The 12,679-nt window shown below is 41.2% G+C and carries 10 protein-coding genes; 7 read left to right on the forward strand and 3 right to left on the reverse strand.

The genetic code is table 11. The features are described from left to right. Positions 1-16: 16 nt before the first annotated feature. Positions 17-1,408 carry a DegQ family serine endoprotease gene (locus tag HMPREF3020_RS01260; protein ID WP_070775304.1) on the reverse strand — a complete coding sequence of 464 codons (1,392 nt, stop codon included), beginning with the start codon at positions 1,406-1,408 and terminating at the stop codon, positions 17-19. Positions 1,409-1,822: 414 nt separating this feature from the next. Here HMPREF3020_RS01260 and aroG point away from each other — a divergent pair, with 414 nt between their 5' ends. Together aroG and HMPREF3020_RS09400 are read left to right on the forward strand one after the other, a co-directional pair. After that, positions 1,823-2,914, forward strand: a complete 1,092-nt coding sequence (gene aroG / locus HMPREF3020_RS01265) for a 3-deoxy-7-phosphoheptulonate synthase AroG (protein ID WP_070775305.1) — start codon at positions 1,823-1,825, stop codon at positions 2,912-2,914. Between the two features lie 123 nt (positions 2,915-3,037). Then, positions 3,038-3,955, forward strand: coding sequence for a LysO family transporter (locus HMPREF3020_RS09400; protein ID WP_176747776.1), 918 nt, complete (start codon positions 3,038-3,040; stop codon positions 3,953-3,955). A gap of 78 nt (positions 3,956-4,033) precedes the next feature. Here HMPREF3020_RS09400 and hypF read toward each other — a convergent pair whose 3' ends face one another. After that, entirely contained in the window at positions 4,034-6,301 is a 2,268-nt protein-coding gene (gene hypF / locus HMPREF3020_RS01275; RefSeq protein ID WP_070775306.1) for a carbamoyltransferase HypF, read from the reverse strand. Positions 6,302-6,314: 13 nt separating this feature from the next. Continuing rightward, positions 6,315-6,590, reverse strand: coding sequence for a hydrogenase maturation factor HybG (gene hybG, locus HMPREF3020_RS01280; RefSeq protein ID WP_005696275.1), 276 nt, complete (start codon positions 6,588-6,590; stop codon positions 6,315-6,317). Positions 6,591-6,933: 343 nt separating this feature from the next. Between hybG and HMPREF3020_RS01285 the strand changes: the two genes are divergently transcribed. The 5 genes from HMPREF3020_RS01285 to hyfE are packed head-to-tail and all read left to right on the forward strand — an operon-like array spanning position 6,934 to position 12,676. Beyond that, positions 6,934-7,533, forward strand: a complete 600-nt coding sequence (locus HMPREF3020_RS01285; protein ID WP_070775307.1) for a 4Fe-4S dicluster domain-containing protein — start codon at positions 6,934-6,936, stop codon at positions 7,531-7,533. 37 nt (positions 7,534-7,570) lie between these two features. Further along, complete coding sequence (hyfB, locus tag HMPREF3020_RS01290) at positions 7,571-9,592, forward strand: hydrogenase 4 subunit B (RefSeq protein WP_049373257.1); 2,022 nt, start codon at positions 7,571-7,573, stop codon at positions 9,590-9,592. A gap of 10 nt (positions 9,593-9,602) precedes the next feature. Then, on the forward strand, positions 9,603-10,565 hold the full coding sequence (locus tag HMPREF3020_RS01295; protein WP_049365607.1) for a respiratory chain complex I subunit 1 family protein: 963 nt from the start codon (positions 9,603-9,605) through the stop codon (positions 10,563-10,565). An 11-nt stretch (positions 10,566-10,576) separates the two neighbouring features. Next, the gene (locus HMPREF3020_RS01300; RefSeq protein ID WP_049365606.1) at positions 10,577-12,022 is read left to right on the forward strand and encodes a hydrogenase 4 subunit D; all 1,446 of its coding nucleotides are present in this window, start codon (positions 10,577-10,579) and stop codon (positions 12,020-12,022) included. A gap of 15 nt (positions 12,023-12,037) precedes the next feature. Next, positions 12,038-12,676, forward strand: a complete 639-nt coding sequence (hyfE, locus tag HMPREF3020_RS01305; protein WP_005696270.1) for a hydrogenase 4 membrane subunit — start codon at positions 12,038-12,040, stop codon at positions 12,674-12,676. Positions 12,677-12,679: the final 3 nt, after the last annotated feature.

Consider the following 12,679-nt stretch of genomic DNA (forward strand, 5'->3'; position numbering starts at 1 on the left):
ACCGCTCTTTTTTATTTTATTGCACTAATAAGTAGAAGTTGTTTTTCCCACGTAAGATATTAAGTGCAACAGCAGATGGTTTTTCATCTAGCGCTTTGCGTAAGTCTTGCGTGCTTTCAATTGGCTGACGGTTGATGCCGATGATGATATCACCCGATTTTAAACCGCGTTGTGCCGCCATTGAATTTGGCTGTACTTTGCTAATTTCCACACCTTTCACGCCTTTTGAATCATAGTTGCTTAAGGTTGCACCATCTAATGCTGGAAGTTCTGTTTTGCTCGCAGTTTGAGTGCCATCGTCTGCTTGCAAGGTCACTTTTACGTTTTCAGATTTACCATCACGTAAATAAGTAAGTTCAATTTCTTTGCCCACACCAGAAGTCGCGATTTTTGCACGCATTTCGGCAAAGCTTGAGATTTTTTGACCATTCATTGCGGTAATCACATCACCCGCTTTTAAGCCTGCTTTTTCGGCAGCAGAATTTGGAATGACCTCACTCACAAAAGCACCTTGTTGCGCACTGACATTAAAGGCTTTTGCTAAATCAGCATTTAATTCGCCACCTTTAATACCGAGTAAACCACGGCGTACTTCACCAAATTCTAAGATTTGTTGCACGAGATTATTGGCTTGGTTGCTTGGAATTGCAAAGGCAATCCCTGCATTACCGCCACTTGGAGAAATAATAGCCGTATTAATACCGATTAATTCACCTTGTAAATTCAATAATGCACCACCAGAGTTACCACGGTTTACTGCAGCATCCGTTTGGATATAGTTTTCATATGCACCGCTATCTGAACCAGTAGAGCGACCAAGTGCAGAAACGATACCAGAGGTTACAGTTTGACCTAAACCAAATGGGTTACCGATAGCAACGGTAAAGTCACCGACACGTAATTTATCGGAGTCAGCCATTTTGATAGCAGTAAGATTGGTTGGTTTTTCGATTTGTACTAAAGCGATATCAGATTGTTCGTCTTTTCCAACGAGTTTTGCTTTGAATTCACGTCCGTCTTGTAATTTTACGGTAATTTTATCCGCACCATCTACCACGTGATTGTTCGTTAAAACATAGCCTTTATCTGCATTGATGATGACACCAGAACCTAAACCACGGAAGTTACGTGATGCACCACGATCTCCACCAAATTGTTCGCCAAATTGATCACCAAAGAAAAATTTAAATTCTTCTGGAATATCATCAGGTAATGCTGAACGGCTATTTGCTTTTGCTTTGCCTTCAACAGAAAGCGTCACGACGGCTGCTTGCGCTTTTTCTAACATTGGCGCAAGGCTGCCTTGTTCGACGATTTCATTTGGAATAGCCGCTTGAGCGGATAAAGAGGTCGCAAATACGCTTAAACCTAATGCGATGCCGGTTAATACAAAATTTCTTTTCTTCATAGAGTTCTCCAAGTAAAAATAAATGACTGAATAAGTGTTCAATCAGACAAAAAAATGAGGGGGATGTTCAGTAAAAACAAGGGCATTGAAAAAATATTTTTAAAAAGTGCGGTAGATGTTGAAATTGTTTTTTTTGCCCGCATTTATCTAAACCTCTTTGTTAATTTGAAGGATAAAAGAATCATTCTGTTTAAATAGGGCTGGTACAACCTATTTTTACGTCAAAAACCTTGCCAGCCAAGGCGGAAATATAGTTTAATAACGCCCTATTTTACTGCTTAGGTAGTATAAGTTTTACGCAATCACATAATAATTGTGTAAGAATTCAAATGAACTAGTTTACTAGTACAAAAAATAGGTGTAGAGTAACGCCATTAGATTTAAGCACAACATTTAAGATTTAGAGAGTGACATATGGCGACGAAGAAAGAAGAAATCGAAGTAAAAGTTGCAAATGATGATACCCGAATTGAAAAAGTCGATCAGGTATTACCTCCAATTGCCTTATTAGAAAAATTTCCTGCAAGTCAAGAAGCGGCTGATTTAGTTCATGAAACCCGTTTGCATGCGCACAATATTATTCATGGGAAAGATGACCGTTTACTTGTGGTAATTGGTCCTTGTTCTATTCATGATCCTAAAGCCGCATTAGATTACGCAAAACGTTTAAAAGTATTACGTGATAAATATAAAGATACACTTGAAGTGGTGATGCGTGTTTACTTTGAAAAACCGCGTACAACAGTGGGTTGGAAAGGCTTAATTAACGATCCTTATTTAAATGATACATATCGTTTAAATGATGGTTTGCGTATAGCACGTAAATTATTATCAGATATTAACAACTTAGGCGTACCATCAGCGGGTGAGTTCTTAGATATGATCACACCACAATATGTGGCTGATTTCATGAGTTGGGGTGCAATTGGTGCGAGAACAACGGAATCTCAAGTTCATCGTGAATTAGCTTCAGGCTTATCTTGTGCGGTAGGCTTTAAAAATGGCACAAATGGTGGCGTAAAAGTAGCCTTAGATGCAATGGGGGCGGCAGAAGCTTCACATTACTTCTTATCTGTGACAAAATTTGGTCATTCGGCGATTGTTTCAACAAAAGGAAATGAAGACTGCCACATCATTTTACGTGGTGGGGATAAAGGTCCTAACTATAAAGCAGAAGACGTTGCAAAAGTTTGTGCAGAGATCGAAAAATCAGGTCGTATTCCACATGTAATGGTTGATTTCAGCCATGCAAATAGTAGCAAACAATTCAAAAAACAAATGGAAGTCTGTGAAGATGTTTGCCAGCAAATTGCAGGTGGTTCAAAGCAGATCTTAGGTGTCATGGTAGAAAGTCATATCGTTGAAGGGCGTCAAGATTTAGTCGATGGTAAAGCACAGACTTACGGACAAAGTATCACTGATGCTTGTATCGGTTGGGAAGATACAGAAATCGTGTTAAAACAGTTATCTGATGCTGTATTAGCACGTCGCCAAGTAAATGGCTAATAAATTGGATTTTTCAAATGATTAAAAGTGCGGTCGATTTTGACCGCACTTTTTTTATGTGCTTTGAAAAAGGGGGAGAAAAGGGGTATGCTAGTTCTAATGGAATAAGAAAGGAGATGTATGATGCAGGATATGATAAATGGCTTATTAATTGTCTTAATACCAATGGTGTTAGGTTATTTATTAAAGGTCAACAATAAATCCTATATTGCAAAAATAAATCATATCGTGATGTTTTTGCTTTACATTATTCTTTTCTTAATGGGCTATTTACTCGGCCAGTTAGATGATTTAGAGCATAAACTGCCGATTATTGGCACAACTGCGGTAACACTATCCGCGATCATTTTGGGATCCAATATGATTGGTTTAATGCTTTATGACCGTTTTAATCCAGCAGAGCCACTTAAATCACAAGGTAAAATTGATTCTCGCTGGCACTCCTTAATTGATTCGCTCAAACTTTCCGGCACGGTGGTGATCGGCACCCTTTGTGGTTTCTTATTCAAATCCTATCTCATGTTGCCTACTGGAATTAATCTATATGTATTGATTGTACTGATTTTCTTTGTGGGGATTCAGCTCAGAAATAACGGTATTTCCTTAAAAGAGGCCCTTTTCAATAAACGAGGTTTCCAAACAGGGATGGTGTTTACTTTTACTTCATTACTAGGCGGTATCATTGCTGCTTTCGTTTTAGCGATGCCAATTACGCAAGGACTGGCGTTTGCCTCTGGAATGGGCTGGTATTCGTTATCCAGTGTAGTATTGACCAATGCATGGGGACCGGTGCAGGGCAGTATTGCCTTTTTTAATGATTTATCCCGTGAAATTGTCAGTTTATTTGTCATCCCATTATTTATGCGTCATTTCCGTTCGACTGCAATTGGGATTACGGGTGCGACAGCAATAGATTGCACTTTGCCAATTATTCAAAAAGCGGGAGGTATTGAAGTCACGCCAATTGCGATTTCATTCGGATTTGTCACGAATATTCTGCCACCGTTACTATTGGTTTTCTTTTCCAGTATTCCGCTATAAAAAAGAAATACAAAAAACAAAAGAGTTAATCGTTACTTTTCGATTAACTCTTTTTCTTATATTTAATATTAGAGATTATCAGTTTCTATGCATGGCAATAACCGCCTGACCTAAACTGAGTCCGCCATCACCCATTGGTAGTTTATGCGCACTTAGTACATGGAATTCGCTCAAATTTTCTTTTAATAAACGACGTAGCAGTTGGTTATGCATCACACCACCGGATAGCACGATGGTACGGCATTGGTGTTTTCGTGCTTGATTTGTCGCAAGTTCAGCAAAACCTTGGGCGAGAGCATAGTGAAAGGCGAAGGCTTTATCTGCGGCAGGCGCATGGTAATTTAACCAACTTTGCCAGAAATAAGCCAAATCCAGTTTATTGCCGATAAGCGGCATTTTTACTGGAATATTGACCGCACTTTGTGCTTGTGTCGCCAAAGATGAGGTATTTGCCAGTGCTTCTAAATGACAGGCCGCTTCGCCCTCCCAAGAAACAATGGTTGGTGCAATACCGAGATCATAAGCTACGGCATCAAATAAACGACCCGCAGATGATATAGGTGGACAATTGAGTCCGCGCTCAATGGCATTGACTAATATTTGCCAATTCGGTTCAGTGCAAGTTTTTGTGAGAATTTCTTGCCATTGTGGCACAAATTGATGCAGGTGAGCCAGCCAGTTGCGCCAAGGTTGTTTGGCAGCAAGATCGCCGCCTGGTAGAGCAACAGCAGGCAGACCACCTAAATATTGACTATGCTGATAATCAACGAGTAGGCATTCGCCCCCCCAAAGTTGTCCATTTTCGCCCATGCCGATACCGTCTAGAGCAAGACCAATTACAGGTTCATTACAATTCTGTTCAGCCATTACGCTGACAATATGAGCATGATGATGCAATACTTCTATTAGTGTGATTTGTTGCTGTTCGGCAAGTTTTTTACCAATCGAAGATGAAAAATAGCCAGGGTGAGCATCGACAGCGATAATGTCTGGTTTAAATTGATAAATATTTTGAAATAATTCAAGATTTTCACTTAATTGTGACCGCACTTGTTCATTTGCTGTATCGCCAATATGTTGGCTCAGTACGGCTTTATTGTGACGTAGCAGGCAGAATGTATTTTTCAGATCAGACCCTAAAGCCAACACATTTTTTGTGCTTTGTGTTTCAAGTGGTATTTCATCTGGCACATAGCCACGAGCACGACGCAGCGTTTCTAATCCATCGAAGGCAACACGAACGAGACTATCATCGGCACGTTGTAGAATATCGCGATTGTGACAAAGATAAACATCAGCCAAGTCAGCTAATTGTTCCACTGCATGTTCATTTTTCAATACAGGAGGATGTCCGCTTGCATTCGCAGACGTCATCACGAGCGGACGATTAACCGCTCGTAATAACAAATGTTGTAGTGGATTACTTGGAAGCATGACGCCGATTTCTTGCAAGTTAGGCGCAATATTATCAGCAATATTGGGTACTTTATGTTTTGCTAGCAGTACAATGGGCGCAGCACTGCTGGTTAGCAATTCAGTTTCTTGAGAACTCAAATCCTGTAAAAACTGTAGATTAGGCACCATAATGGCTAATGGTTTTGTGGGACGATGCTTCCGTTGACGTAATAAACCAACCGTCTTTTGATTATTCGCATCACAGGCTAGATGAAAACCGCCTAAGCCTTTAACCGCGACGATATGACCTTGTTGCAAGAAAAGTGCGGTCTGTTTTAGTGCGGTTTCATGAGTAGCAAGCGTTTGTTCTCGATCTTGTAACCAGATATGAGGGCCGCAGACCGAACAAGCATTGGGTTGAGCATGAAAACGACGATCAGCGGGATCTTTGTATTCTTTTTCACATTGTGGACAAAGTGGAAAAGAAGCCATTGCTGTGTTTTTTCGGTCGTAAGGAATTGCCTTAATGATGGTGAAACGCGGGCCACAATGGGTACAATTGGTAAAGGGGTAGTGATAACGTCGATTGTTGGGATCGAATAAGTCGGCTAAACAATGTGGACAGGTCGCTGCATCGGGAATAATTTGCGTGTCCATTTGATTGTTTTCGCTTTCTCGGATAGTAAAGCCTGTTATTGCAGTTGCTTCTGGCCAATCAATGGCACGCTGAGTAATATCAGTAATTTGCGCTAGCGGTGGGAGTTTATTTTGTAAGTCGGATAAAAATTGTTCGAGTGTATCTGCTGGTGGAGAAGCAAAACGAATTAATACGCCTTGTCCATCATTATTGACATCGCCATTTAATCCATATTGATTTGCCAGAAGCCAAACAAAAGGGCGAAATCCCACGCCCTGAACTTTTCCTTTTATGCGTAATTCGATCCCTTGCATGACGCAATCCTGTTTATTTTTGATTGAGGCCAAGAAAATCGCCGACTTCGTGTTCTAGCTGGCTCATCGCAATTAAGGCTTCTTGCGTCTGTTTGGCTTCTTCTTCATCAATAATCGTCATGGCAAAACCCACGTGTACGAGAACCCATTTGCCAACCAAAGGTTTTGGGTCATCCTGACAAATTAATGAAATATTAACTTCTCTTTTAACTCCGCACACATCGACTACAGCAAGCTGTAATGCGCTGTCAGCTACTTGAATGATCTGTCCCGGAATACCTAAACACATAATCTGTCCTTAGTTAGAATGTTTATGAGATGAATTGTTTATTGTGAGGCAATAAACATATTGCAAAAAGGGAATTTTATCACGTAAGCATTTAAATTTGTATAGCGATATTTCAAATAGGACAATGTCTATTGTTGAAAATCCGTTCACATTTTTAACATAAAATTATTATGTTTCACTGTTATTTAACAGGGGCATCACAGTAATAGAAAAACAATGGAAATCTTTTGATCTTAATCACAAATTTTTGAATTACTTCTTGAGCTTTACTTTTCGACAGGAGTATCCTTATTTCTAGAGTGGTTATTGTAGAAACGTTATTTACATACAAGGAGGGGAATGTATGAATCGTTTTGTAATCGGTGATCCGAAGGATTGCATTGGATGCAACACCTGTATGGCCGCTTGTAGCGAAGTGCATAAAGCTTTCGGATTACAATCTTTTCCACGTTTACAAGTCATGCGTAATGATGATGTAACCGTGCCAATTCTCTGTCGTCATTGTGATGATTCACCATGTGCTACCGTGTGTCCGGTGCACGCAATCACCCATATTGATGACGCCATCCAACTTAATGAAAGCCTCTGTATCGGTTGTAAACTTTGTGGTATTGCTTGCCCATTCGGTGCAATTACCCAACATGGTTCTGCACCGATTGACGCACCAACCTATTATGAAGGATTCTCCTTCACTGATGCGGTAAAACGAGATATTCGTACTGCACCAGATAATACGGATTTACACAATATGCTGGCATGGCAACCAGGCGTGAAAGCCATTGCGGTGAAATGCGATCTTTGCTATTTCCGTGAAGATGGTCCCGCTTGTGTACAAACCTGTCCGACCAAAACGTTATTTATTATTAGTGATGAGAGTATCAAACAGGCTAACGAAAGAAAACGTGAAATGGCAATGGTTTCTTCGCCTGCTATTCCAAGATAATTAGTGTGTTTTAACTTGTAATCAATGGAGTGATATTATGAGTTTACCTATCAATTTACTCATCACGACCCTGTTGATTTATGTCGTAGGTGCGTTTATTTCGCTCGCAGTGAGACGAAACGAACAACTTTCAATCAATATATCCGGCGTGACCGGTGTACTTGCTGGAGTGTTAGGTATTGTTGCCTGCATCCCCGTTCTGATCAGCAGCGACACAGTCGTTGATGTTTTCAAAACCCCATTTGAATTTGCCTCGTTCTCCATCCGCATTGACGGATTGGCGGCGTTTATGGTGTGCGTCATTTCTTTATTAGTGATTGTGACTGCACTTTATTCTTTCTCTTATGTAAAAGAATACAAAGGTAAAGGCGCAGGTTCTATGGGTTTCTTCATGAATTTATTTATCGCTTCCATGGTGGCGTTAGTGACCAGCGATAATGCGTTCTACTTCCTTGTATTCTTTGAAATGATGTCATTGGCATCTTATTTCTTAGTCCTTACCGAACAAGATGACAATGCCGTAAATGCAGGCTTGCTTTATTTCTTTATTGCGCATGCCGGTTCGGTATTAATTATGATCGCCTTCTTCATTTTCTACTGCTATGCCGGTAGTTTTGAATTTAGCGCATTCCGTCAAACCACTTTACCGGCACCGCTTGCCTTTACCGCCTTTATTTTGGCATTTTTAGGTTTTGGCGCCAAAGCCGGGATGATTCCATTACATAGCTGGTTACCGAAAGCTCACCCGGCTGCACCTTCTCATGCATCAGCGATGATGTCCGGTGTGATGGTGAAAATCGGTATCTTTGGGATCATCAAAGTCGGTGTGGATCTTCTCGGTTCTACCAATGTTTGGTATGGCGTTATCGTACTTGGTTTTGGTGCGGTATCCTCCGTACTCGGCGTACTTTATGCCTTGGCAGAACATGACATCAAAAAACTCTTGGCTTATCACACGGTAGAAAATATCGGTATCATTATGATGGGTGTGGGCGTAGGTATGATTGGTATCGCGACACATCATCCCGTATTGGCTACTGTGGGCTTACTTGGTGGGTTATACCACTTACTTAACCATGCTGTATTCAAAGGCTTGTTATTCTTAGGGGCAGGTTCAGTAATGTATCGCTTGCATACTAAAGACATGGACTTAATGGGCGGCTTAGGAAAACTTATGCCTTACACTGCATTCTGTTTCTTAATCGGTACCATGGCGATCTCTGCATTGCCACCGTTTAACGGTTTTGTCAGTGAATGGTTTACTTATCAATCTTTATTCACCTTAAGCCAAAGTGATGATTTCGTATTAAAACTTGCCGGTCCGATTGCCATCATTATGTTGGCATTGACTGGTGCGTTAGCGGCACTTTGTTTCGTGAAAGTGTACGGTATCAGCTTCGGTGGTGCACCACGTAGTGAAAAAGCAGCTAATGCACGCGAAGTACCAAAACCAATGGTGATTGCCATGGCAGTATTAGCGTTATGCTGTGTGTTGTTAGGTGTGGGCGCATCAGTAGTGACCCCAATAATTGCGAAAATTTCGACCGCACTTGCTCATAGCGAACCACTAATGTTGGCTCAAAATGGCGTAGTGGTCGCACAAGCTGAACCGCATACTGCACTTTCAACACCAATGGTGACTATTATGTTATTGGCATTTTTCTTCTTGCCATTTAGTTTCTATGCGTTCACCAAAAATCAACGTTTATCCGATCGTGCAAAAGGCAATCCATGGGCTTGTGGTTATGCTTATGAACAAGATATGGCTGCCTCTGCAGGTAGTTTCACTCGTCCGTTACGTACGATTTTCAAATCGCTTTATACCTTGCGTGAAGTGTTGGATCCAGCACCTTTAGGTGATAAAGGCATCCAAGCGGTAATTAAAGGCGCAACAAAAGCTGAACCTTTCTGGGAAGAAAAAATGACGATGCCTATCGCTCGTTTTATTCCGTGGTTAGGAACAAAAATCCAATGGTTGCAACAAGGTGACTTCCGTGTGTACTGCGTGTACTTCGTGATTGCCTTGGTGGCAATACTACTTTCCATTGCGTTGATGTAGGAGGTTGAAGATGATTACGTTACCTTCAGAAATTGCAACATCTGCCGGAATGTTTGTTTTTGCCATCGTGCAAGCCTTGATTTTGCTAGCCCTTGCACCGTTATTTTCCGGTATTTCACGTATGATCCGAGCACGAATTCAATCTCGTCGCGGTCCGGGCGTGTTACAAGATTATCGCGATATTGCGAAATTAATGAAACGTCAAAACATTTGGCCTGACAATGCGGGTTGGGTTTCTAAAGTGATGCCTTATGTGCTAATCAGCACCGTGATGGTAGTTGCCATGAGCTTGCCTTTGTTTACCCGTGTCGCACCGTTTGGCGTTGGCAGTGATTTAATCACCGTGATTTACTTATTCGCCTTGTTCCGTTTCTTCTTTTCAATTGCGGGTTTGGATTCAAACAGCACATTCTCAAGTTTAGGGGCAAGTCGTGAAGTCACATTAGGTGTCTTGGTAGAGCCAATTCTCATGTTGGCATTCCTTGTCATTGCGTTAATTGCCGGTTCAACCAATTTTGCGGTTATCGGTAATGCACTTTCCGAAAACACTTGGCAATATCCAATTGCGACAGTGATTGCTATCGCTGCAGCATTCTTCGCCGTATTTATTGAAATGGGTAAAATTCCATTTGATTTGGCAGAAGCAGAACAAGAGTTACAAGAAGGTCCATTGACTGAATATTCTGGTCCGGCACTCGCCTTATTAAAAATCGGCTTAAGTTTAAAATCTATGGTTGTGGCATCTATCTTTGTGAGCGTGTTGCTTCCTTTCGGTATCCCGACAGAGATGAGCTTAAGTGCGGTCATTTTAGGTGGTATTTTATTCTTCGTGAAATTATTAGTGGTGTTCGTATTGGCTTGTGTCTTTGAAAACACACTTTCTCGTACCCGCTTTATGTTAACAGGACGTTTAACCGTGGTCGGCTTCGGCATTTCTGTGTTGGCGTTTGTATTTTACTTCACTGGGTTGTAAGGAGGACAAATATGGAACGTTTAGCTCTGATTACAATCATTTTACCTTTCGTAGGAGCGTTTATTGTCGGTTTGAACAAAAAACATTTTGCTCAAATTGCCACAGTATTTGCTGCGCTTGCTACGTTGGGAACCTTGTTAGTCGCAGGACAATGGTTTGCCGATGGTCATCAAAGCGTTACTTATGACATCGTCGCGTTTGATAAAACCGCGATCTTTGGTGTCACTCTTGATGCAGTCAGTACATTAATTGCCTTTGCCGTTGTGGCCTTAGGTTTCTTAATCTGCTTATATTCTTGTGGTTACTTAACCGATAAGAACCGTGAACACCCACATAACGGGTTACCACGTTTTTATGCATTCTTGCTCATCTTTATCGGTGCCATGGCGGGCTTGGTGTATTCCTCAACTTTAGCTGGACAATTATTGTTCTTCGAAATTACCGGGGGATGTTCTTGGGCATTAATCAGTTATTACCAAACACCAAAAGCCCAAGCCGCCGCAATGAAAGCCTTGATTATTACCCACGTGGGGGCAATCGGGTTATATATTGCTGCAGCGTATTTGTTCAGCCAATCAGGTACTTTCTCTATCACAGCATTAGAACATTTAGATCCGAGTGCGAAAACCATCGTGTTATTCGGTGTGATGTTTGCTGCGTGGGGTAAATCAGCGCAATTACCAATGCAAATTTGGTTGCCAAATGCGATGGAAGCACCAACACCGGTGAGTGCGTATTTGCACGCCGCATCAATGGTTAAAGTTGGGGTCTATATCTTCGCTCGTTCTGTTATGTCTGCTGGTGAGATTCCACATATTGTGGGTGAAGTCGGCATCATCATGGCGATGATTACCTTAATTTACGGCTTCTTAATGTACTTGCCACAAACTGACTTAAAACGTTTATTGGCGTATTCAACTATTACCCAACTGTCTTATATTTTCATTGGGATTTCTCTTGCTGCATTAGGTTCTAAATTGGCCTTTGTTGCAGCGATTAGCTACATCTTCAACCATGCTTTCGCGAAAAGCTTATTCTTCTTGGTTGCGGGTTCATTAAGTTATGCGACAGGAACTCGTTCTATGCCATTACTACAAGGCATTATGCGTACAATGCCAGTGGTAGGGGCTGGATTTGGCGTAGCAGCATTAGCGATTGCCGGGGTGCCACCGTTTAACGGATTCTTCAGTAAATATCCATTATTTGCGGCCGGATTTGAATTAGGTCATGAATATGGCTGGATTACTTGGTTAATGGTGCTTGCTTTAGTTGAATCTACCGCAACATTCGTATGGTTGTTGTATAAATTCGGACAATGTGTCATCGGTAAACCATCAGAAGCGGTTGCCAATGCACAGCCTATACCATTCTCTATGCGTTTTGTATTAGTTGTATTAATGGTGATGTCCGTGGTGTCCAGTTTTATCGCCGCATATTGGTTAGGTTTGGCTGGTTAGGTTAAGGAGGAATCTATGTTAATGATAAATGGACTTGCGTGTTTACTCATTATTACCTCTCTTTGCGTAATTATGGTTCGAACCGCCAAAAAAGCTGCGTTATTTTACAGTTTGCAATCATTGGTATTGGTATTACTGTTTGTTTATCTTGCTAATGAAATGCAAGCCCACGAACTTTATATGTGGTCAATTAGCGCATTTATTACCAAAGTGCTTTTGGTGCCAGCAATTTTGATCTATGCGATGAAAAAAGTTGATGAAAGTCAAACTCCAGCTGGAATAAATGTCGCTTGGTTGATCCCGATCACAGCAGTGATAGTTACATTGTGCTACTTTGTTGTTGTTCCAATCGATTTACCGTTGGTTGCACATCTTAAACCGGCATTATCAGTGTCATTAAGTCACTTCTTATTAGGTTTAGTATGCATTGTTAGCCAACGCAATATCGTAAAACAAGTATTCGGTTATTGTTTGATGGAAAACGGTTCTCATCTCACATTAGCCTTATTGGCAAATAAAGCACCTGAGTTAGTGGAAATCGGAATTGCCACAGATGCTATTTTTGCCGTCATCATAATGGTGGTGTTGGTAAACAAAATTTACCGTACATTCCATTCATTAGATGCAAAACAACTTATGAGTTTGAAGGGGTAACGC

Source organism: Haemophilus sp. HMSC068C11, from assembly GCF_001815355.1.
Taxonomy (GTDB): Bacteria; Pseudomonadota; Gammaproteobacteria; order Enterobacterales; family Pasteurellaceae; genus Haemophilus_D.

Coding starts and splice junctions, on each gene's coding strand:
- hyfE (WP_005696270.1), top strand. CDS start 12,038: ATGTTAATGATAAATGGACTTGCGTGTTTACTCATTATTACCTCTCTT.
- hypF (WP_070775306.1), bottom strand. CDS start 6,301: ATGCAAGGGATCGAATTACGCATAAAAGGAAAAGTTCAGGGCGTGGGA.
- hybG (WP_005696275.1), bottom strand. CDS start 6,590: ATGTGTTTAGGTATTCCGGGACAGATCATTCAAGTAGCTGACAGCGCA.
- HMPREF3020_RS01300 (WP_049365606.1), top strand. CDS start 10,577: ATGGAACGTTTAGCTCTGATTACAATCATTTTACCTTTCGTAGGAGCG.
- HMPREF3020_RS01285 (WP_070775307.1), top strand. CDS start 6,934: ATGAATCGTTTTGTAATCGGTGATCCGAAGGATTGCATTGGATGCAAC.
- HMPREF3020_RS01295 (WP_049365607.1), top strand. CDS start 9,603: ATGATTACGTTACCTTCAGAAATTGCAACATCTGCCGGAATGTTTGTT.
- aroG (WP_070775305.1), top strand. CDS start 1,823: ATGGCGACGAAGAAAGAAGAAATCGAAGTAAAAGTTGCAAATGATGAT.
- HMPREF3020_RS09400 (WP_176747776.1), top strand. CDS start 3,038: ATGCAGGATATGATAAATGGCTTATTAATTGTCTTAATACCAATGGTG.
- HMPREF3020_RS01260 (WP_070775304.1), bottom strand. CDS start 1,408: ATGAAGAAAAGAAATTTTGTATTAACCGGCATCGCATTAGGTTTAAGC.
- hyfB (WP_049373257.1), top strand. CDS start 7,571: ATGAGTTTACCTATCAATTTACTCATCACGACCCTGTTGATTTATGTC.